This window comes from Streptomyces sp. NPDC056883 (assembly GCF_042788835.1).
Classification (GTDB): Bacteria; Actinomycetota; Actinomycetes; order Streptomycetales; family Streptomycetaceae; genus Streptomyces; species Streptomyces stoeckheimensis.
On the sequence record NZ_JBHUBS010000018.1, the window covers coordinates 79062 to 98790 of the forward strand.

The following is a 19729-nucleotide window of genomic DNA, read 5'->3' on the forward strand; positions in this document are numbered from 1 at the left end:
TAGGAAGGGCGGCTCCTCGGCTGCGTCCTCTGCCGGGGGCATCCACAGCACCCCCGACGGGGTGCCTGACCGGGGCGAAGTACCCCACTGGGACGATGCGCACCCCGCGGTCCCCGGCTAGCGTGCGGGCGACAGGGCCGTCGGCTTCCCGCGCCCGCACACCCCTCGGCTGGAAGGACCTCGGCTCCGATGCACCGACACGTGCCCCACCCGACCACCTGGTGGCCGTCCCGCGCCCGGCCGCTGCCGGCAGGCCGGCCCCCGTTCACGCGCACCGTGGTAACGGACGCCGTCCTCGCCTCGGTCTTCTTCGCCGTCATGCTCGTCGAACAACTGGGGCCGGACGGACGCCCGGACAGCGGGACGACCACGCGGACCGTCCTGCTGTGCGCCGCGGTCGCCGGACCGCTGGCCTCCCGCAGGACGGCCCCCCTCGCCTCGTACCTGGTGGGCACCGCAGCCCTGTCGGCCGAAGCCCTGTGGGGTCTGGAGAACGCGGTCTCCCCGTACGCGAACCTGATCGGGCTGTACTCCCTCGGCCTGCACGCGAGCCGGATCCGCGCCTGGTGCGGTCCGTTCGCGGCATTCCTGGGCATGATCGCCTACTTCACCGGGCAGGAGCAGCGCCCCTTCTGGGCCGCGGTGCCCGCCGGGGTGCTCTTCCTGTGGCTGCTCGTGTGGGCGATCGGCTTCGGCTCCGCCCGGCGGCTGGAAGAGCGCGACGCCACCCAGCTGCGACTGCGGTCGGAGGTGATCGCGAGCGAACGAGCACGCATGGCACGCGAGTTGCACGACCTCATCGGCCACACCGTCAACGTGATGCTGGTTCAGGCCGGCGCCACCAGACGGCTCCTCAGCCGTGACCCGGAGCGGGCGCGCGAGGTGCTCGCACAACTGGAGGACTCCGGCCGCGAGGCGCTGGAGGAACTGGACCGGGTCCTCGGCCTGCTGCGCCACGGCTCCACCTCCCCGTCCGTGCAGCCCGGGCTCGGCGACCTGAGCCGGCTCACGTCGCGCATGGAGCAGGCCGGGATCACCGTGGCGGCGCGCGTGGAGCCGGGCGGAGCCGAGCTTCCCGGCAGCATCGACATGTCCGCGTACCGGATCGTGCAGGAGGCGCTCACCAACACGGTCAAGCACGCCCGCGCCGAGTCCGCCGACGTGACGGTCCGTCGCGTCGGCGACCTTCTCGACATCGAGGTCAGCGACGACGGCCACGGCGCCGGGAACGGCTACGCGCCCGGACGCGGGCTGCTCGGCATCGCAGAACGGGTCTCGATCCTCGGCGGCCGGCTCGAACACGGGCAGGGCGAGCACGGCGGGTTCCGCCTGCGCGTCCGGCTCCCGGTCCGATGACGGGGCCCGCCATCGGGCCCGCGGCATCCCCGGGCCCGGACTCCCACCAGCGCCGGATCAAGGTCGTCGTCGCCGACGACGACACCCTGCTGCAAGCGGGCCTCGCCCTGATCCTCGGGACCGACGACGACCTGGAGGTCGTCGGGCAGGCGACGGACGGCCTCCGAGCAGTCCGTCTGTGTCACGAACTCGCGCCCGACGTCGTCCTGATGGACGTACGGATGCCCGGGATCGACGGGGTGGAGGCAACGCGGCGGATCGCGGCCGCCGGTCTGCCGACCCGGGTGCTGGTCCTGACGACGTTCCACCACGACGCGTACGTATGGAGCGCGATTCGGGCCGGGGCGAGCGGCTTCCTCCTCAAACGCGCCTCGCCCGAACGCCTCATCGACGCCGTACGGACCGTCGCGGCAGGCCAGGCCGTGCTGGACCCGGCCGTCACCCGCGACATCTTCACCCGTCTCGCAGCCCAGCCCGACCCCGGCACTCACCCGCCGCCGTCCGATGCCCGCCTGGAGAGACTCACCGCCCGGGAGCGCGAGGTACTGCGGCAGGTCGCGCACGGCCTGTCCAACACGGAGATCGCCGAGCTGCTCTCCCTCGCCGAGTCCACCGTCAAGACCCACGTCAAGCGGATCCTGGCGAAGCTCGATGCCCGTGACCGGGCACAAGCGGTGGCCATCTCCTACCAGACCGGCCTGATGCCGCCCTGACGCCCGGCCCGGCGCACGAACGGCCCCGCCGCCGGTCCTCGACGTGGATCCGTATCGAGGACCGGCGGAGGGTATGTCGGCGGCCGTCGCGGTGCCGGACGCGATGGCGGCCTCGGCTCCGAAGAGCCTGGACACCGCCATGACGAGCGCCAGAGCGCCGGCGGTGTTGCGCAGACCGCCTGGTCCTGGTCCGGTGCGCGGCGAACGGACGCGCCGGAACGGCGCGCCCGTGCCGCGGGTGGTCAAGATTCCCCCAGAGCAGAATGGCCCCCCGGTGAGGCGGGCTAGGGCCGGTGGACGGGCGGCGGGGTTTTGGGGTCGATGGGGACGGGTGCGTCGCCCGGGCCGAACTTGTACTTCCGCATGGTGCAGGGGTTGCCGTCGGCGTCGTACCAGCCGGGGAAGACGCCCTCGTTCATGAGGGTGTAGTCCTCCGAGCCGCTCAGGATGCTGGTGGTGTAGTCGTACATGTCCTCGACGCTCTTGCGTGATCCCTCATCCGGCTTGTCGGCCATGACGGCTCCTCCTGTGTTCGCGGGCTGCCGCTGTGGCTGCCCGGCGGACAGACTGTGCCCGGCCCGTGCGGCGCGTACACGGGGCTCGCCCGAACGCGGTACCCCGGCAGCGGGGCCGCAGTGCAACGGGGTGAGCGCCCCGCGTGGAGGGGGCTCCCTTCGGGCCGGCCCGCCGGTCACCCGCAGCCACTGGATGATGGCGCGACCGTTCACCGTCGGCCTCCTGGTCTCCTCTGACCGCCAAAGATCGCCAAACGGATACCCCCCGGGGTATTGAGTGATACCCTGGGGGGTATTGGATGGCAGGGGGATGTACTAGGAGGTTCTTCGTGAAGGTCTTGATCGTCGGAGGAGTGGCAGGCGGAATGTCCGCCGCGACGCGGTTGCGCCGCCTGGACGAGGAGGCGGAGATCGTCGTGCTCGAGCGGGGCCCGCACGTCAGCTACGCCAACTGCGGACTGCCGTACTTCCTCGGAGGGGTCATCGAGGAGCGGGAGGCCCTGCTGGTGCAGACCCCGGAGGCCTTGCGCACCCGCTTCCGAATCGACGTCCGGGTCCGGCACGAAGCCGTCACCGTGGACCCAGCCGCACGGACCGTGAACGTACGAGACCTGGAGACCGGCAAGCAGTATGCGGAGTCGTTCGACCGGCTCGTCCTCAGCCCGGGCGCCAGGCCGTTCGTGCCGAACGTGCCCGGCGCCGACCGGGCATTCACGCTGCGCGACGTCTCGGACACCGACCGCATCTCCGCCGAGCTGGACACGGGCGCGCGCACGGCCGTGGTCGTCGGCGCCGGGTTCATAGGCGTGGAGGCAGCCGAGAACCTGCGCCGCCGCGGACTGCGGGTGACCCTCGTAGAACTCGCCGACCAGGTTCTCCCGCCCCTCGACCCGGAGATGGCGGCGCCCCTCGCAGCCGAACTGCGCGCGGCGGGCATCGACGTCGCACTGGGCACCCAGGTGAAGGAGATCCGGACTCACGACGTCGTCCTGGACGACGGCCGGAGCGTCCCCGCCGATCTCGTCCTCATGGCTGTCGGAGTACGTCCCGACACGGGCCTGGCGAGCGCTGCCGGACTCGGCATCGGCCCGCGCGGCGGCATAGCCGTGGACGAGACCGGCCGCACCAGCGATCCGGCGATCTACGCCGTGGGTGATGCCGCGGAGAAGCTCGACGCGCTGACCGGGGAAAGCACGCTCGTGCCGCTGGCGAACCTGGCCAACCGGCACGGCCGGCTCGTCGCCGACGCCATCGCCGGACGCCCGGTGAAGGCCCGCCCCGTCACTGCCACCGCGGTCGTCCAGGTCTTCGGCCTCACCGCGGCGGCCACCGGGTGGAACGAGAAGCTGCTGCGCGCAGCAGCCCGCCCCCACCAGGCGCTGCACCTGCACCCCGGTTCGCACGCCGGCTACTACCCGGGCGCCTCGCCGATCGCCCTCAAAGTGCTGTACGACCCGTCGGATCTCCGGATCCTGGGAGCCCAGGCGGTCGGCGCGGACGGGGTGGACAAGCGGATCGACGTGCTCGCGACGGCCATCGCGGGCAACCTGACCGCCCCCGAACTCGCCGACCTGGAGCTGGCCTACGCACCGCCGTACGGGTCGGCGAAGGACCCGGTCAACATGGCCGGGATGATCGCCGAGAACCTCGCAACCGGCACCGACCGGACCGTTCAGTGGCACGAACTGGCGGCTGTACGGGACGCGGGCGCCACCCTCGTCGACGTCCGCACGGCAGCCGAACACGCCCGGGGCGCCATCCCCGGCGCCGTGAACATACCCCTCGACGAAATGCGTGAGCGGAGCGCCGAGTTGCCCGACGGTGACCTCGTGGTCCACTGCCAGGTGGGCCTGCGCGGGCACACGGCCCTGCGTCTGCTCGCCGGGCTCGGCCGCGACGCCGCCAACCTCGACGGCGGCTACGCCACCTGGGCCGCGGCATCGGCCGCATGAACCCCCACGCACGACAGCCGGCAGCGCAGATCAGCGCCCTGTCCGCCACCCACCTTGGAGAAGCATGACCACCCGCCTCACCCCCGCGGAACTGCACGCACGCCCAGCAGCCGACACCCTGGTCGTGGATGTACGCACCCCCGGCGAATACGCCGCGGGGCACGTGCCCGGCGCGATCAACGTGCCGGCCGAACACCTCGACGACCTCCTGCCCGACCTACGGGCCGCCGCGAACCGGCGCCGCATCGTCCTGGTGTGCGCGGCCGGACACCGTTCGACGGCAGCCTGCGCACAGCTCGCCGAGGCCGGCATCGAGGTCGTCGGGCTCACCGGAGGCACACAGGCATGGAGCGCCGTGGGGCTGCCCGTCGACACCACCCCGCACCAAGGCCGTGCGGTCTGGGCGATGGACCGCCAGGTACGGTTCGCCGCAGGCTCTCTCATCCTGGTCGGCATGCTTCTCGGCCGCCGCGCTCCCAAGGCCCGTCTGCTGGCCGCCGGGGTCGCCTCCGGCCTGGTCTACTCCGGTCTGAGCAACACCTGCGGCATGGCGGCGCTCCTGGCCAAGCTGCCGTTGAACCGTCCCGCGCCCGGAGCACTGGACGCGGCCCGCGCTACCCTGCGCTCATGAACGCAAACCCGGCGGCGACGGACGCCGTCCTCAAACGGCTGCGGCGCGCCCAGGGTCAGCTGGCCGGAGTCATCGCGATGATCGAGGCAGGACGCGACTGCAAGGACGTAGTCACCCAGCTCGCTGCCGTCTCCCGCGCCCTGGACCGAGCCGGCTTCAAAATCATCGCCTCTGGCATGCGGGACTGCATGAACGCCGCAGACGGCGAGACGCCACCCCTCACCGAGGTCGAGCTGGAGAAGCTGTTCTTGTCCCTTGCATAAACACGATCGACGGCGCCCTCGGGTACAGGAGAGCACCCCGGATCCCGGTCCGGGGTGCTCTCCTGCTCGGCGCCCGTCGTCGGAGCCGGCGTCTGCCGGACCCCGGACCCCGGTGAACGGTCGCGTAGACGACCTCTACTTCCGGCTCGCCGGGCGGTCCGCCGGAGAGAGACCGCACGCGTCGGTGCCGTCGGTGTCGACCGGGCCGCGGGGCAGCATCCGGTCCAGCCACCTCGGCAGCCACCAGTTGGCCCGGCCGAGGAGGGTCATGGTCGCCGGTACCAGCACCATGCGTACGACCGTGGCGTCGATGAAGATCGCCGTGGCCAGGCCGAGCCCGAACATCTTGGTGGAGGGGTCATTGGCGACGGCGAAGGACAGGAAGACCGCCACCATGATGAGGGCGGCCGAGGTGATGATCCGGGCGGTGCTCGAGACGCCCTCGACGATTGCCGTGCCGTTGTCGCCGGTACGCAGGTACTCCTCGCGTACGCGGGAGAGGAGGAACACCTCGTAGTCCATCGACAGGCCGAACAGGATGGCGAAGAGGAACATCGGGATGAACGACACGATCGGAACCGTCGCTTCCAGCCCGATGAGTGCGCCTCCCCAGCCCCACTGGAAGACCGCGACCATGATGCCGTAGGCCGCGCCGATGCTCAGCAGGTTCAGCAGTACCGCCTTGAGCGGTACGAGTATCGAGCGGAAGACCAGCATCAGCAGCAGGAACGACATCGCCAATACGGCGGCGACGAGCACCGGCAGGCGTTGGCTGGTGCGTCGGCCCACATCGGACAGGCTCGCGGTGGCGCCGCCGACGTGGGCCCTGGCCGGGCCGTGCCCGATCGCCGTGGGCAGCACTTCGGTGCGCAGCCGGGCGATGGTGTCGGCCGTGGCCTTGTCCTGAGGGCTGGTGGTCGGGAACACCACGAGGGTCGCGATGCCGGTGGCCCGATCGATGTGCGTCGGCGCGACGGATGCGATGCCCGGATCCGCCGCGACCGCCCCGACGACTCGGTCGACCACTCCCGGATCACCGGCGGGGTCCGCGGCGATGACGAGGGGACCGTTGGTGCCCGGGCCGAACCCCTCGGCGACGAGGTCGTAGGCGCGGCGCTCGGTACGGCTGTGGGGCTGTGAGCCGTCGTCGGGAAGGCCGACGCGCAGGCCGAGTACGGGCAGCGTCGCGGTCAGCAGCAGCCCCGCGGCGCCGATCGCGTACGGCACCGGGTGTCGGCTGACGTGCCCGATCCAGCGCCGCCAACCGGCGGCGGGAGCGGCGCCCGCCACCGTGTCCCGCCGCCGAGCGAGTCGGCCCGGCTTCCAGGTCTGCAGGGCCCGGCCGATCCGGCCGGCCCGGGCCAGGCGTGGGCCGGCGGCGCGGAGGAAGGCCGGCAGCAGCGTCACCGACGCGACCACCATGGTCAGGACGACGATGGAGACGGCGAGCCCGCCCACCGTCATGAACGGCACGTTCGCGACCGCCAGGCCGAGGATCGATACGACGACGACGCCGCCGGCGAAGACCACGGGCCTCCCCGCCGTGGCCACCGCGCGCCCCGCCGCCGCGTGGGGATCGAGCCCGCGAGCGAGGTACTCCCGGTGCCGGGCGAGCACGAACAGCGCGTAGTCGATGCCCACTCCGAGCCCGACCATGCTGCCCAGGACGGGGGCGAAGGTCGGGACGTCCGTCACCCCCGCCAGTACCGTCATCGTGGCGACCCCGATGGTCAGCCCGAAGACCGCCATGCCGATCGGCAGCGCGGCGGCGACGAGCGAACCGAACGCCAGGAACAGGATCGCGGCCGCGGCGAGGATGCCGATCAGCTCGCTCGCGCCGCCGTCGGGGTCGGAGAAGGCGTAGAAGAGGCTCCCGCCCATCTCGATGCGCAGGGGCAGCTCGGCGCGCAGCCGGCCGCCGAGATCGACGAGGGCGTCGAGGTCTTCGGCCGACAGCCGGCTCTGGTCGGGGTACTGCACCCGGACGACTGCGATCCGCCCGTCGGCCGAGACGAGGCCGCCGCGCACAGCGGTGTCCCCGGGTGCGTCCAGTGCCCCCGCCGGGTCGCTCGTGCCGAGCACGTGCGGCAGCCGCTGCACCTCGGTCTGCAGCCGCGTGAGAGCGGTGCGCGCACTGCCGTGGTCGAAGAACGTCGCACCGCCGTCGAGGGGGGTGACGACCAGTTGGGCGGTCATCCCCTCCTGGCCGGTGCCGGCCCGCTCGATCAGTTCCGCGGCCCGTTGGGAGTCCAGCCCCGGAGCGGTCATCGAGTCCGCGGTCCGCCCGCCGAAGGCGATCGCGGCGAGGACGGCCAGCGTGGCGGCGATCAGCCATGCCGCGATCACCCGCCAGGGATGGCGTGCGGCGCTTGTGCCCAGGCGCAACAGGGCTTTCGAGAGCATCGGTTCCTCCAACCACCTCGGCGGCCGTCCTTGTACGGCCGCCGGTGCCAAGGCTCGTCGCCACGGCGCTCCGCGGCATCGGCTCGCGGGCCGCCGATCCGTCGGCCCCAGGGCGGAGTGACGCCCCGTCCTTTCGGCCGATGCGCGGCACGGCGCGGCCCCTAGGCTGAGAACCGTGCTACGAGACGACCTGCGAACCCTGTGGACCGAACCCCGGCCGCCCGACGCGCCCGCCCGGGTGTGGCGGGACTGGGCGCTGCTCGCCGTGGGCCTGGGCGGTGTGGTCCTGGAGGCCACCCTGCGCGAGAACGTCGTGTGGCGGCCGGTGGCGGTGGTGTTCGCCGTATGGCTGTGCCTGCTGCCCTTGTGGCGCCGGACCCGCCCACTGACGATGGTCAAGCTGGCGTTCGGCTCGGTGATCCTGGTTCAAGTGGCCTCGCTCGTCGCCGCACCGCGCGAGTCGGTCGGCCTGGACACCGGCGCGGTCGTGCTCGTGCTGGTGTACGCGCTGCCCCGGTGGGGATCGGGACGGGAGATCGTGCTCGGCGGCGCGGTGATCATCGCGGCCTGCACCCTGGCGACCGTCACGGACGAGACCCCGGTCGTCGAAAAGGTCGCGGGCTTCGCCTTCCTGCTGCTGAACGGCGTGGTCGGGGCTGCCGTGCGGTTCCGGGTGACCGCTCGCGAGCGGCAGTTGGACCAGGTGCGCTCCCGCGAGCGCGAGCAACTCGCCCGGGAACTGCACGACACGGTGGCCCACCACGTGTCGGCCATGGTGATCATCGCCCAGGCGGGCCGGGTACTCGCGGGCACCGACCCGTCCGCCGCCGTCGAGGCGCTGGAGGGAGTCGAGGAGGAAGGGGCGCGCACGCTGGAGGAAATGCGCGCCATGGTTGCCGCGCTGCGGGACCGCGGCGTCGGCGCCGAGCTGGCGCCGCCCGCCGGCGTAGCGGATCTGGAGCGCCTGGTGCGGACCCCGGGTGGCCGTCTCAGGGTGGACCTGGGACTCGACGGCGAGCTGGACGCGCTGCCCCCGGCCGTGGACGCGGCCGTCTACCGCATCGTGCAGGAGTCGGTGACCAACGCGATGCGCCATGCGGTCGACGCGTCCGAGGTCGTCGTCCGGGTCGCCGCCGAACGGCACACGGTACGGGTGAGCGTGCGCGACAACGGCCAACGCACCGGTCGGGGCCGTGCCGGATACGGGCTTGCCGGACTGCGCGAGCGCGCTGCCCTGCTGGGCGGCACACTACGAGCCGGCCCCGGCGCCGACCAGGGCTGGCACGTCGAAGCCGAGCTGCCGAGAGGGAGGACCGAGAGCGGTGCCCATACGCGTCCTCGTCGCTGACGACCAGACCATCATCCGCACCGGGCTGCGGATCATGCTGAACGCCCAGCCCGACATCGAGGTGATCGGCGAGGCCGCCGACGGACAGGAATCGGTACGCCTGGCCCGCGAACTACGCCCCGACGTCTGCCTGTTCGACATCCGCATGCCCCTGATCGACGGGCTGGAGGCCACCCGCTTGGTCGCCGGCCCGGGCGTCGCCAACCCACTCACCGTGGTCGTCATCACCACGTTCGACCTCGACGAGTACGTCTACGGCGCGCTGCGCGCAGGCGCCCGCGGATTCCTCCTCAAAGACACGGGACCGGACCTTCTGGCCCAGGCCGTACGGTCGGCGGCCGACGGCGAGGCGCTCATCGCCCCCAGCGTCACCGTCCGCCTGCTCCAGACCTTCGCGGACCTTCCCGCCGGCCGGCCCGCGGCCCAGCCGGTCGCCCCCGTCACCGCCCGCGAGGAGCAGGTGCTCCTGGCCGTCGCTCGCGGGCTGACCAACACCGAGATCGCCGATGCGCTGCACATCAGCCTCAGCACGGTGAAGACGCATCTGGCCAGCCTCATGGCCAAACTCGGGGCCCGCAACCGGGTCGAGATCGCGATGTGGGCCTACGAAACGCGCCGCATCCTCCCCGGAACCTGAGCGGGCTCAGCCTTGTCGTCCTCGTACTCCTCCTAGGGTTCGTCACCGGGGTCCTTGAACTCGTCCGCCAGGCGGACCCGGCCTGCGGCTGGGTCGCGGACTTCGCCTACGGCGCGGCACTGGCCTACATTGCGGTCACCTTCGTTGCACACTCCCTCCAGGCCGGGGAGGTCATTGCCGCCGAAGAACCGGTCGATCCGACGATCACCGCCGCGGGCTCCTATCTGCTGTACGGCTCGATCGGCCGCATCCTCACGGCGGTGTTCCTGATCGCAGCCGGATATGCCGCGGTTCGCTCAGGCCTGCTGTCCCAGTGGGCCGCCCGGTCGGCCTACGTCGTCGCCCTGAATCAACCTGGGCACCCGGGATGGGCCTCGGAGAATCGGCGGTGGAAGTGTCAGCGGACAAGAGCGCGGCGGCTACCTTCCGACTCCTGTGGGAGACCAAGGAGAGCGCTTGGTCCTCTCTCAGCGTCGGCGGCATCGTCGAGGCCGCCATCGCGCTGGCCGACGCCGAAGGCCTGGGCGCGGTGTCGATGCAACGGGTCGCCGGCGAACTCGGCTACACCGCGATGGCCCTGTACCGGCACGTCCCCGGGAAGGATCAACTGGTCGCCCTGATGGCCGACCGGGCGCAAGGCAAACCCCCGGCCCGGGGAAGGAGTGGCGCGCCGAGATCCTGAACTGGGCCGATGCAGCCTGGGACTTCTACCTTGCCCACCCCTGGATGCTGCGCGTGGCGACCACCGGGGCCCCGACCGGTCCGAATGAGCTGGCCCGGATCGCCACCGAGATCGTCCCGTCCGGCTCCGACTACGGGAACCTGCTCGCCCAGGTCGTCCAGCCCGACGAGTTCCCCACCCTCGCATCCCTGATGACCTCGGGCGCCATGGAAGACGACGGCAACGTCAGACCCGCCCTGGACTTCGGCCTCAAATCTCGTCCTCGACGGCCTCAAGACCCACACTTCCTGACTCCGGCCTGTCACCCCGGCCCGAGCCCGTTCACAAAACCGCGATGGCCACCGGGGACGTGTTGAGGGAATGGTTCAGGCCCGGGCCCCCTGAGGGAGTCCGGGCCGCGTCAGCCGGCGTCCACGACGAGGTCGGCGCGGTGGCGGCCCAGGGCGACGAGGCGGGCATTGGGCTGGTCCGACCGGGCCACCCACGCCCTCGCGTACGCCGGGTCCTTGCCGTGGCGGACATGCCGGTCGACGAGGCGCTGCACGCGCAGGGTCTCCTCCGGAGCCAGGTACCAGGCCTCGTCCAGAAGATGCCGTACGGGGGCCCACTCCGGCGCCTCGTGGAGCAGGTAGTTCCCCTCGGTGATCACCAGGGGGACGCCCGGGGCGACGGCGATGCTGCCCGCGATCGGCTCCTCGAGCGAGCGATCGAAGGCCGGTGCGTACACGGCGGGTCCGCCGGGTTGCCGCAGCCGGCGGAGCAGGCAGACGTACCCGGCCACGTCGAACGTGTCCGGGGCACCCTTGCGCTCGGCCCGCCCGAGCCTCTCCAGCTCTGCCTGCGCGAGATGGAACCCGTCCATCGGCACCACGACGGCGCGCTCCGGCCCGAGCGCGTCCTCGATCAGCGCGGCCAGGGTCGACTTCCCGGCTCCGGGCGGTCCGGCGATGCCGAGGATCCGCCGGGAGCCCCGCTCGGCCAGCAGGCCGGCCCTCACGATCAGCTCCGATGTCTCCACGGAGCCATCCTGCCCGAGCCCCGGCCGGCGACGGAGTCGCCCCAGGTGCCGGGTCGGCGGAGCAGGGCGGCATCGCCCTGCTGGCCTCCGGACAACAGGAGGAGTAGCGGACCGGTTGTCAGTGGCCTGCTGCATGATGCGGGGCATGTGACGGCCCGTCCGACCGAGGGCTTTCGAGGCCGTCAACTACGGAGGGAGGGTGCTGTGCGCAGGCCGGTCACCGGCGAGGTACACGTTCATTACGCTCAGATCTACGTGCAGAGCGATCAGGACAACGGCTTCCCGGGCCTCTCCGAGGCGTTCGCGGGCCAGAGCGTGGGGCTGTGCGGGGCGGCGGTCCCGGGTGTGCTCTGGCTGATCACCGGGCTGCACACGGGCAACATCGCCTTCGACGTGGAGGTCCACGACGAGGAACCCGCGCTGGACCCGGTCTGGGAAGACGTCGTGGAGGTGTCCTTCCACCCGGTATCGGAAAGCACCGGTTTGGCGGAGTGGGCGGGCGAGGCAGCGTGGGACCTGAACCTCACGCGGACCGACTACCGGGTGCGGTACTGCGCCCAGGGGATGGACGAAGCACGGAACCTCGACACCAGAGCGTCAGGAGAGCCACAGGCGGACAGCTATCTCCTGCAGTTCTGGCCCGCACCGCCCCGCGCGGACCGCGTGATCCGCCAGACCTCGCAGCACGCCGCCTACTGGCACGACTACGCGCGCGAGCTTCCACCACCCCCCCCACACCGGAGCAGCGAGCCGAGACCGAACCACGCGCTTGATACCGTGGGCTCCGATGTCCAGCGCGCGGTGGCCCTGTTGGCCGCCCGGAGGGCCTGCGGGGCGGCGGGCCTGCTCGGCGTTTCGTGGATCGGCCAGGCGCTCACGGCGCTGGCGGAGGGACGGACGCTGCCGCCACCGTTCGATGACCCGGACCGGATGTGGGAGACCCTGAGCTCCGATCCACAGGTCCCGAGCCGGTCGGTGCTCGAGGCGATACCGTCCGAGCGGCCGCCATACCGTCCGCCGACGTCCCCGGAGGCGGCTGGCTTGGCGCCGCTCCCGGCCGAGAAGCCGGGGGACAACAGGCCGGCGGGGTGGCCCCTTGGCCGGGGACTGGGCGCGCTCATTCCACCGGCCCCCGCCGACGACGGCCCGACACCGACCGGGGGCGGCGGCCACATCACGATGGCGGTACACACCTCCCGTACCCCGCACGGCCCTCTCCGCATCTCACAGCCGTACATCGCTCTTCCCGCCGTGCTCGCCGCCGCCGACCCCGACCCGCTGAAGGCGGCGCTGGACGCGGTGTGGGCCGCGGTGAACACCTACGGCGAGCACTACCTGGAGCTGCTGGAGGAGATCCGGTCGGCGTGCACCCTCGTCAGGTGGAGGCGTTGAGGATGTGGCGGATGATGGCCGCGGCTTCGTTGGGGTGGTGGTCGAGCCAGTCGGTGAGGTGCTCGCGGACGACCTCTTGGACGTAGGCGTTCACCTCGGGATTGCCGAGTTTCGTTCCGGTGGAGCCTTCGAAGACTGGATGGGCGAGTCGTACGGACACCACCGCGGTCAGGCCCTCGTAGATCGCTTCGGTCGTGATGTCCTCGTCGTCCGCGCGCAGATGCCGTTGACGGCGCGCGTGGTCGTTGACGATGTTCGTGAGTGCGCTACGGAAGCCCTGTTCGTGTTTGCCGCCCTCAGGGGTGCGGGTGCTGTTCGCGAAGGAGCGCAACCCTCCCGTGGACCAGGTGTTCCACTCCATGGCGACCTGCACGAAGATCGTCGCATCCTGATTCTCCGACTCGAAGGCGATCGCGGGGGAGTGGACGAGCCTCGGAGGGTAGGGGCTGAGATGGGCGACGTAGGCCCGAAGCCCGTCCGAGTGGTGGTAGCGAACCGGCCGCTCCGGACGTTCGTCGGTGAGCGAGATGGCCAGCCCCCCGTTGAGGAAGGCCAGTTCCTGGAGGCGCTCCGACAGCGTGGCGAACGAGTAGCGGGTGGTCTCGAAGATGTCCGCGTCGGGCAGGAACGCAATCGCGGTGCCGTGTCCGCTGCTCTCCTCGTGCCTCCTCAAGGCAGTGATCGGGGTGCCCTTCTCGTACGCCTGGGTCCAGCGGTGGCCGTCGCGGTGGATCTCCACCGTGAGGCGGCTCGACAGCGCATTGACCACGCACAGCCCCAGGCCGTTGATGCCGCCGGACACCCAGTAGCCGGTACGTGCCCTAAGACCGAAGGACAGTTCCGTCAGTTCGAGTTCGACGGTCGGCTTACCGGTGGATTCCTCCACCTGGACGGGCAGGCCCCTCCCGTTGTTCCTGACGCGAATGCCGCCGTCCGCGGTGATCGTGACCTCGATGGTGTCGGCGTGGCCGGCAAGGTGCTCGTCGACGGCATACGTGACGACCTCGAACACCATCTGGTGCAGGCCGCGCTCGCCGGTCTCGAGGGCCGCGGCTGGGAGCGGAACAGCGTGAAGCTCCCGCCGGAGGCGCGCAGAGGGTGTTCTCGGCTGGACCTGAGGTGCCTTTTCCGCGAGGGTGCGCCCCGTTGGATGCGCTGGGCGGAGTGGGCTGGCACATCATCCACCCCGACCGGACGAACCAAGCCACCCAGTAGTTCGAAGGATGATGCTCTTAACCTATGGGGGAGTGTTTACTGATGGGCTTTCGCAGGCTGTTCGGCATCGCGGACGACGAGCAGGATCCGTCGGAGATCGACACCCAGATCACCACGGTTGCTCCGCAGCCCGGGCAGACGATCGAGGGCCAGATCGTCCTGAAGGGTGGCAGCAAGGGACTCAAGGCGGAACACCCCAGCCTCGCCGTCGTCGCCAAGGCCTATTACTACAACGGGTCCCTCAACGACGACGAGATCACCTCTCTGAGCGCCAAGCGGTACGACTTGCAGCTGGCTCCTGGCGAGGAGACCGTAGTCGCGTTCAGCGGCCGGTTGCCCTGGGAGTGCCCGGTCACCGAACTCTACGGCCAAGCCTTGGGTGTTGATGTCTCGCTCACCACCCGACTCACCTACGGTTCCGATTCCCCCGTCCGTGACCTGGACTTTCTGCATATCGCGGCGCCGCCGCTGTACGAAGCGGTCTTTGATGCCTTCGCGCAGGAGGGCTACTTCGTCGACGGGTCGCAACTGATCGACGCGTACATTCCAGACGTGGAAGCCCAACGCGGCACCCACCAGATCTTCTTCCTGACCGACCGCGTTCGCCCGACCGGTCGGTTCAGCGAGCTGGAGGTGATCTTCCACCAGAACAGGGTGGGAGCCGTGGTGTACGTCCGCCGCGCTGCCCGGTCCACGTACGAGTGGCGGGAGAAGCCCCGAGCGAACACCTTCCCGGCCGCGCACCACGAGGTGGGGCATTGCGACTTCGCGGAGCGGGTCCGCAAAGCGCTCGCCGAACTCCCCATCGTGGACGCCTGACCGATACCGAAAGGGCCTTGCGGCTGGTCCTGGTGGCGGAGCTGGAAGGCCCGGGGTGGGGGAGTGGAGCGGACCCGTCCAATGAGCAGTGTGCATCGTGAAAATCCATGGTCAGGTGGGCTGGTGTGCGTGGATGTCGGCGTGCTCGCGCTGGCCGGCGTCGGGTGTCCAGGGTGAAGATCTTCTGACCGTGCGACTGGGGTGGTTCCGGCATCACCTGGTGGGCGGGGGCAGCCCAGCCCTCCAATGCCGGTCGGCCGTCCGTACGCGGGCCGTACGGGGCACGGGTGCCACGGCCACGTACCCGAAGGCCTCGCCAGGTCCCCGCAGGCGCGTCGCAGCAGCGGTCTCGTCGGCGACGGCGAGGAAGACAAGTGCTTTAGTTCGTAAGGGTGTTGCACCTACCATGCGCACATGGGGGAGATCTTCGAGCAGGGTGAGACCTTGGCGGGTGGGCGTTACCGGATCGATGGGACGCTCGGCAGTGGCGGGATGGCCTTGGTCTACCACGGGTGGGACACGCGCCTCTCCAGAGCCGTGGCGGTCAAGACGATGCGGCCCGAACTCAGCCTCGACGAGGGATACTCGCTGCGGTTCCGGCGGGAGGCGCAGGCCATGGCCGCGCTCGCGCACCCGAACGTGGTGACCGTCCACGACACTGGGGAGGAGCCGCGCGTCGACGGGCCGCCGGTGCCGTACTTCGTCATGGAGCTGGTCACCGGACGCTCACTGGCCGACCGACTGCGCACCGAAGGGGCCCTTCCCGTGGCCGAGGCGGCCAGGATCGCGGACCAGGTGCTGGCAGCTTTGGCCGTCAGCCACGAGCGGGGCATGGTCCACCGGGACATCAAGCCCGCGAACGTACTGCTCGCCGGGTCCGAGGACACGGTGAAGGTGGCGGACTTCGGGATCGTACGAGCCATGGTGGGCGATGACGTGCCGCTGACCGGGACCCGGATGATGGTCGGGACCCCGCAGTACATGTCTCCGGAGCAGGTACGGGGACTGGAGGTGGACGGTCGCTCGGACCTGTACGCGGTAGGCGTGCTGCTCTTCGAAATGCTGACGGGCCGGGTGCCCTTCGACGGCGAGGACGGTTACGTGATCGGCTACCGGCACGTGACGGAGCCGCCGCCCACGCTGGCCTCACATGGGATCTTTGGCCGGCCCCAGCTGGAGACCGTGCTCGCGCGTGCGCTGGCCAAGGGACCGCAGGAACGGTATGCCGATGCCCACGCCATGAGGGCAGCCCTGCGGGTCCCCGGGGCCGCCCCGACGCCGACTGCCCTGAACGTCCCGAAGCAACCGTTCGGGCCACCGCCTTCCGCCCCTCCACTGGTGCCGTTCCCTGGTTCCCCGGCCTCCCTGACTTCCCCAGCTCTCCCGACGGCTGGTCCGGTTACGGCAACTCCGCTGCCCCCCACCCCGGGTGGCGGGGGCGCTCCGTCCGCGGCGCGGCGACCGAGGGTGACCCTGGCCCTGCGGTGGCTGAGGCTGCTCACGGCACTGGCACTCCTGATCGTCTTCCACACATTTATGGCGTATGGAAGCCCCCTCGGATACCTGCTTGTCGTACTCGGGATGCTGCTCGCCCTCCCCGTGGCACGCCGAGGCAGACGCCCCATGGGTACGCCGATGACAGTCGCCATGTCCCTGATCATGTTCTTGTGCCTACTGCAACCGATCCTCGGCCCGAGGGTCACGGACGGCTTCTACGGCTGGTTGGCTTCCCTCCAATTCTGATCCACCAGACCCCACCGGCTACCCCTTCCGGGTAGCCCATTGAGCAGTGTGCATCGTGAAATCGCGATGGCGCCGAGCCCGGCCTCGCGGAGATGGGTGGTGAGTTTGTCGTGACGGCAGGCGGTGATTTCCGAAGGTGCGTCCGGGCCGGAGCGCCGAGGCTCAGACCAGCCGGCCCTTGTCGTCGGCGAGTGCGATCACGAGCAGGCCATGGCATTTGCGCTTGCCGGAGTAGTTTTTCCGGTTCGCCGCCCCGGTGCGGCGGCGGGTACTTATCAGCGAGCCGTCCAGCAGTACCACCCCGCCACCCTTCCGGGCGATCTTCTTCAACGCGCGGTCCAGTCGTGGGGCGCGGGCGGCCAGCAGGCCGACGACCTCCCGCACCCACCGGCCCACGGTGGTGCGGTGGACCCCGTTGTCGCCGGCCAGGTCGCCCGGGCGCTGGTCACAGCGCAGGACCGCCGACACGATCCCGGCGATCTCCCCGGCGGGCAGGGCCCGCCAGCGTGTGCCGATCTTCTTCAGGTGGCTTCCGAGGTCTGTTGTCACCGTGGATCAGGCCCACCGGCACCCCGGCGACATGCCGGAGCCGCTCCGCGTACCCGCGGACCAGGCTCTGCTCGGCAAGGCTCATCTGGGCTCCGGCTCGGACAAGATGCTCCTCCACCGCGTTCGCCGCCGCGTAAAAGGCCGCTTCTGCGACAGCGCGGACTGGCCCCCCGGCCGGGCCGGCTTCGTGGAGGCGGGCGGTCAGCGCACCGGCCTGCCAGCCCACGCTCCGCTGCTCGACCGCATTCAAACGGAGACCCTTGACGGGAGTCCCGGGCACGGCGGTGAGGAGCAGGGCGAGGCTTTCGGCGCGGCAGTCGAGGAGCTGAGGCGCCCGGCTGTGGCCAAGGGTCGGCACGGCGGATCGGTAGGCCAGGGTCTCGCGAGTGAACGCCAGACCATCGGGCGAGACCTTCAGGTAGTACCGGACGCCCTTGCTGGTCTCCAGCTGCCAGACCCGGGAGGAAGGCCGGTCGTGCGAGGTGTCCCGTACGGCCGAGACCGGCCCGAGGCGCTGCTCCACCCACCCTGCCAGCTCGGCCGGGTACTGCCGTGGCGCCTTCACGCGCTTCGCTCCGTCGCCGGCCGGGGCAGCTCCTGGATACGGTGCCCAGGGACTCGGCCGGGGGCCAGGTCGTAGCAGACGAACCACTCGGTACCCAGGATGTGCGCCCGCTCGCTGTCGGGGAGGCCGGTCAGGAGGGCGGGCAGGGAGCGGGGCCGCGCCACTTCGGACCGGTGGGCCAGGATCGCGGCCTGCTTCCGGTCGATCCACGGCCGGACGTCGACCGCCTTCGTGATCATCTCGTCCGGGACCGTACGCAGGCGTTTCCCGGCCGTGGCGACAAGGTCGCCCAGAGCCCGGGCGCCCGCGGCCGGGTACACGGAGAGCCAGAGGCTGCTCGGGGTCCAGGCCGGCCCGGCCTGGGGGTGGAGTTCTTCGATCCCTGCGGAATGGGTGGCCAGCAGGACGATGTGGTGGGTCCGAACGTGATCGGGGTGGCCGGATGCCCCGGTCGGGTCGTGCGTGATGACGATGTCGGGCCGGAATGCGCGCAGGTGGGCGACGACGCGGCCGATCGCCCCGTCGAACGGTGCATCGCACAGGCGTGGCTGTCCGGGGGCGGAGACCGGCACCTGGTGGTCCGCGTAGCCGAGCAGGCGGGGTGCGCCGACCCCGAGGGCCTCAAGCGCCTGGGCGAGTTCCTCGGCGCGATGGGTGCCGGGTGCCCAGGTGGCCGTCACGACGGCGGTGCGGGAGCCGGCTGCAGCGTGCTGCGCAAGGACTCCACCAGCAGCCAAGGACTCATCGTCGGGGTGGGCAAAGATGGCCATTACGGATGGCGTTGGGATGGCTTTCTCCAGTGAGGTCCGAGGTCCGAGGTTCGTGCTCCGGTGCGGCGCCGGAGCGCTTTGGGCGGGGATTGCATGACCAGAGGCCCGCAATCCGGGAGCCGGTCAGCAGGGGGAAAATTTGCCGACGGACGCTCCTCGCCCGCGTTCAGGAGTCCGAGTCCGGCGCTGTGCTGCTCGCCATGCCGATACGCGGGAACGTCGACCGCCGGCTCGAGAAGCTCGACGGTGGAGCGCCCGGTGTCGACTCGATACCGGTCGCCCTCGCCGGGCTGCGCCCGGACGTCGGCGGGGCACGGCGCCGACGCACGCGTAGGAGTGGACCGGATCGAGCCCGGCAGGACCCCGGCCCGCGGTCCCGGACGAAGACGCGGGCCCGTTGGGTCGCGCCCTCGGCAACGTCTCAGACCATTCGGTCCGGGTGTACGCCACGGAGTGCTCCTCGTGGGTCGTTGCGGGCAGCAGTGCGGAAACGTGCCGGTTCGCCGGGACCGTCAGGGCCCGTCGACAGTTCGATCTGGAGCAGCCGGCACCGAGGTGATCGCGGGCAGTGCAGCCGAGACCCGGTGACCTGCGGGCGGGCGCCTACTCCTCCCAGTCCCAGGTGTCGAAGTACGCGGGTACGCCGCTCCGGCGGGCGGCCATGACCGCCTCGAGGCGGTCATGGTCCCGGACCGGCATCAGTTCCCGCCACCGGGCCACCGGCAGGGCCCGGACCTCGTCGTGTTCATCGGGGTCCAGGACGATCGAGGCGAGCTGCCCGGCCGTCAGGCACCCGCCGTCGAAGACGTAGCCGACGGTGGCCAGGGGCCAGGTCTTCCCGGGGAGTCCGAAGACCGCGGCGAGCAGCCGTGGAGGCCCGGCTACGATGATCCCCGTCTCCTCGGCACACTCCCGGACGGCCGTCTCCCAGGGCCGCTCGCCCGGATCGGCCACACCGCCCGGCCACTGCCAGGGGTGGGCGCTCGAGTAGGTGGCGCGCAGTTGGACGGGCCGGTCGTCCTCGTCGGTGAAGAACACGGCCCCGAAGATGCTCGCCTTCGGCAGGCTCGCGGCGAACTCCTCCAGTGGAAGCCACTGCTTGCCGCTCATGCCGTGCCCATGGTGCGGCCCATGCAGCCACCGGTGCGCGGCTCGCTG

Annotated in this window: 20 protein-coding genes; 12 read left to right on the plus strand and 8 right to left on the minus strand. The window is 71.0% G+C overall.

Features of this window, described 5'->3' with window-relative positions; all coding sequences use genetic code 11:
- The first annotated feature begins 189 nt into the window (after window positions 1–189).
- Entirely contained in the window at window positions 190–1356 is a 1167-nt protein-coding gene (locus tag ACFRU2_RS33100) for a sensor histidine kinase (RefSeq protein WP_382979334.1), read from the plus strand.
- Window positions 1353–2069, plus strand: a complete 717-nt coding sequence (locus ACFRU2_RS33105; RefSeq protein ID WP_382979337.1) for a response regulator — start codon at window positions 1353–1355, stop codon at window positions 2067–2069. The genes ACFRU2_RS33100 and ACFRU2_RS33105 overlap by 4 nt, the downstream gene beginning before the upstream one ends.
- A gap of 284 nt (window positions 2070–2353) precedes the next feature.
- Here the strand turns inward: ACFRU2_RS33105 and ACFRU2_RS33110 are convergent, their stop codons facing one another.
- Window positions 2354–2584, minus strand: coding sequence for a hypothetical protein (locus ACFRU2_RS33110; protein WP_382979340.1), 231 nt, complete (start codon window positions 2582–2584; stop codon window positions 2354–2356).
- Between the two features lie 299 nt (window positions 2585–2883).
- Between ACFRU2_RS33110 and ACFRU2_RS33115 the strand changes: the two genes are divergently transcribed.
- From ACFRU2_RS33115 to ACFRU2_RS33125, 3 genes are all read left to right on the plus strand, one after another.
- Complete coding sequence (locus tag ACFRU2_RS33115; protein ID WP_382979343.1) at window positions 2884–4536, plus strand: FAD-dependent oxidoreductase; 1653 nt, start codon at window positions 2884–2886, stop codon at window positions 4534–4536.
- Window positions 4537–4600: 64 nt separating this feature from the next.
- Window positions 4601–5167 carry a rhodanese-like domain-containing protein gene (locus ACFRU2_RS33120; protein ID WP_382979345.1) on the plus strand — a complete coding sequence of 189 codons (567 nt, stop codon included), beginning with the start codon at window positions 4601–4603 and terminating at the stop codon, window positions 5165–5167.
- Window positions 5164–5430, plus strand: a complete 267-nt coding sequence (locus tag ACFRU2_RS33125; RefSeq protein ID WP_382979348.1) for a metal-sensitive transcriptional regulator — start codon at window positions 5164–5166, stop codon at window positions 5428–5430. Before ACFRU2_RS33120 ends, ACFRU2_RS33125 begins: the two co-directional genes overlap by 4 nt.
- Before the next feature lie 135 nt (window positions 5431–5565).
- Here ACFRU2_RS33125 and ACFRU2_RS33130 read toward each other — a convergent pair whose 3' ends face one another.
- Window positions 5566–7833, minus strand: coding sequence for an MMPL family transporter (locus ACFRU2_RS33130; RefSeq protein WP_382979351.1), 2268 nt, complete (start codon window positions 7831–7833; stop codon window positions 5566–5568).
- Between the two features lie 175 nt (window positions 7834–8008).
- Here ACFRU2_RS33130 and ACFRU2_RS33135 point away from each other — a divergent pair, with 175 nt between their 5' ends.
- The 4 genes from ACFRU2_RS33135 to ACFRU2_RS33150 all read left to right on the plus strand — a co-directional run bounded on the left by ACFRU2_RS33135 (window position 8009) and on the right by ACFRU2_RS33150 (window position 10856).
- Window positions 8009–9181 (plus strand): sensor histidine kinase, encoded by a 1173-nt coding sequence (locus tag ACFRU2_RS33135; protein WP_382979354.1) that lies wholly within the window; start codon window positions 8009–8011, stop codon window positions 9179–9181.
- A complete protein-coding gene (locus ACFRU2_RS33140) occupies window positions 9156–9818 on the plus strand; it encodes a response regulator (RefSeq protein ID WP_382979357.1) in 663 nt (220 codons plus the stop codon). The genes ACFRU2_RS33135 and ACFRU2_RS33140 overlap by 26 nt, the downstream gene beginning before the upstream one ends.
- Before the next feature lie 388 nt (window positions 9819–10206).
- Window positions 10207–10500 (plus strand): TetR/AcrR family transcriptional regulator, encoded by a 294-nt coding sequence (locus ACFRU2_RS33145; RefSeq protein ID WP_382979360.1) that lies wholly within the window; start codon window positions 10207–10209, stop codon window positions 10498–10500.
- A 53-nt stretch (window positions 10501–10553) separates the two neighbouring features.
- Entirely contained in the window at window positions 10554–10856 is a 303-nt protein-coding gene (locus ACFRU2_RS33150) for a hypothetical protein (protein WP_382979362.1), read from the plus strand.
- A 44-nt stretch (window positions 10857–10900) separates the two neighbouring features.
- Here the strand turns inward: ACFRU2_RS33150 and ACFRU2_RS33155 are convergent, their stop codons facing one another.
- Window positions 10901–11518: a nucleoside/nucleotide kinase family protein gene (locus tag ACFRU2_RS33155; protein ID WP_382979365.1), complete on the minus strand. Its 618-nt coding sequence runs from the start codon at window positions 11516–11518 to the stop codon at window positions 10901–10903.
- A gap of 249 nt (window positions 11519–11767) precedes the next feature.
- Between ACFRU2_RS33155 and ACFRU2_RS33160 the strand changes: the two genes are divergently transcribed.
- Window positions 11768–12910: a hypothetical protein gene (locus ACFRU2_RS33160; RefSeq protein WP_382979538.1), complete on the plus strand. Its 1143-nt coding sequence runs from the start codon at window positions 11768–11770 to the stop codon at window positions 12908–12910.
- Here ACFRU2_RS33160 and ACFRU2_RS33165 read toward each other — a convergent pair.
- A complete protein-coding gene (locus ACFRU2_RS33165) occupies window positions 12894–13934 on the minus strand; it encodes an ATP-binding protein (protein ID WP_382979541.1) in 1041 nt (346 codons plus the stop codon). The two genes, ACFRU2_RS33160 and ACFRU2_RS33165, sit on opposite strands and share 17 nt — an antisense overlap.
- Window positions 13935–14167: 233 nt before the next feature.
- Here ACFRU2_RS33165 and ACFRU2_RS33170 point away from each other — a divergent pair, with 233 nt between their 5' ends.
- A complete protein-coding gene (locus tag ACFRU2_RS33170; protein WP_382979368.1) occupies window positions 14168–14944 on the plus strand; it encodes a sporulation protein in 777 nt (258 codons plus the stop codon).
- A gap of 414 nt (window positions 14945–15358) precedes the next feature.
- Window positions 15359–16687 (plus strand): protein kinase, encoded by a 1329-nt coding sequence (locus tag ACFRU2_RS33175; protein WP_382979371.1) that lies wholly within the window; start codon window positions 15359–15361, stop codon window positions 16685–16687.
- A 162-nt stretch (window positions 16688–16849) separates the two neighbouring features.
- Here ACFRU2_RS33175 and ACFRU2_RS33180 read toward each other — a convergent pair whose 3' ends face one another.
- The 4 genes from ACFRU2_RS33180 to ACFRU2_RS33195 form a co-directional block, all read right to left on the minus strand.
- Window positions 16850–17155: a hypothetical protein gene (locus ACFRU2_RS33180; protein WP_382979374.1), complete on the minus strand. Its 306-nt coding sequence runs from the start codon at window positions 17153–17155 to the stop codon at window positions 16850–16852.
- Complete coding sequence (locus ACFRU2_RS33185; RefSeq protein ID WP_382979377.1) at window positions 17133–17801, minus strand: phosphotransferase; 669 nt, start codon at window positions 17799–17801, stop codon at window positions 17133–17135. The genes ACFRU2_RS33180 and ACFRU2_RS33185 overlap by 23 nt, the downstream gene beginning before the upstream one ends.
- A complete protein-coding gene (locus ACFRU2_RS33190; protein ID WP_382979380.1) occupies window positions 17798–18571 on the minus strand; it encodes a PIG-L deacetylase family protein in 774 nt (257 codons plus the stop codon). The genes ACFRU2_RS33185 and ACFRU2_RS33190 overlap by 4 nt, the downstream gene beginning before the upstream one ends.
- Window positions 18572–19174: 603 nt before the next feature.
- Window positions 19175–19681: an NUDIX domain-containing protein gene (locus ACFRU2_RS33195; RefSeq protein WP_382979383.1), complete on the minus strand. Its 507-nt coding sequence runs from the start codon at window positions 19679–19681 to the stop codon at window positions 19175–19177.
- Window positions 19682–19729: the final 48 nt, after the last annotated feature.

Bases quoted from the DNA above. Each gene is read 5' to 3' on its own strand.
- ACFRU2_RS33100 (WP_382979334.1), top strand. From the start codon at position 190: ATGCACCGACACGTGCCCCACCCGACCACCTGGTGGCCGTCCCGCGCC.
- ACFRU2_RS33105 (WP_382979337.1), top strand. From the start codon at position 1,353: ATGACGGGGCCCGCCATCGGGCCCGCGGCATCCCCGGGCCCGGACTCC.
- ACFRU2_RS33110 (WP_382979340.1), bottom strand. From the start codon at position 2,584: ATGGCCGACAAGCCGGATGAGGGATCACGCAAGAGCGTCGAGGACATG.
- ACFRU2_RS33115 (WP_382979343.1), top strand. From the start codon at position 2,884: ATGGCAGGGGGATGTACTAGGAGGTTCTTCGTGAAGGTCTTGATCGTC.
- ACFRU2_RS33120 (WP_382979345.1), top strand. From the start codon at position 4,601: ATGACCACCCGCCTCACCCCCGCGGAACTGCACGCACGCCCAGCAGCC.
- ACFRU2_RS33125 (WP_382979348.1), top strand. From the start codon at position 5,164: ATGAACGCAAACCCGGCGGCGACGGACGCCGTCCTCAAACGGCTGCGG.
- ACFRU2_RS33130 (WP_382979351.1), bottom strand. From the start codon at position 7,833: ATGCTCTCGAAAGCCCTGTTGCGCCTGGGCACAAGCGCCGCACGCCAT.
- ACFRU2_RS33170 (WP_382979368.1), top strand. From the start codon at position 14,168: ATGGGCTTTCGCAGGCTGTTCGGCATCGCGGACGACGAGCAGGATCCG.
- ACFRU2_RS33175 (WP_382979371.1), top strand. From the start codon at position 15,359: ATGGGGGAGATCTTCGAGCAGGGTGAGACCTTGGCGGGTGGGCGTTAC.
- ACFRU2_RS33190 (WP_382979380.1), bottom strand. From the start codon at position 18,571: ATGGCCATCTTTGCCCACCCCGACGATGAGTCCTTGGCTGCTGGTGGA.
- ACFRU2_RS33195 (WP_382979383.1), bottom strand. From the start codon at position 19,681: ATGAGCGGCAAGCAGTGGCTTCCACTGGAGGAGTTCGCCGCGAGCCTG.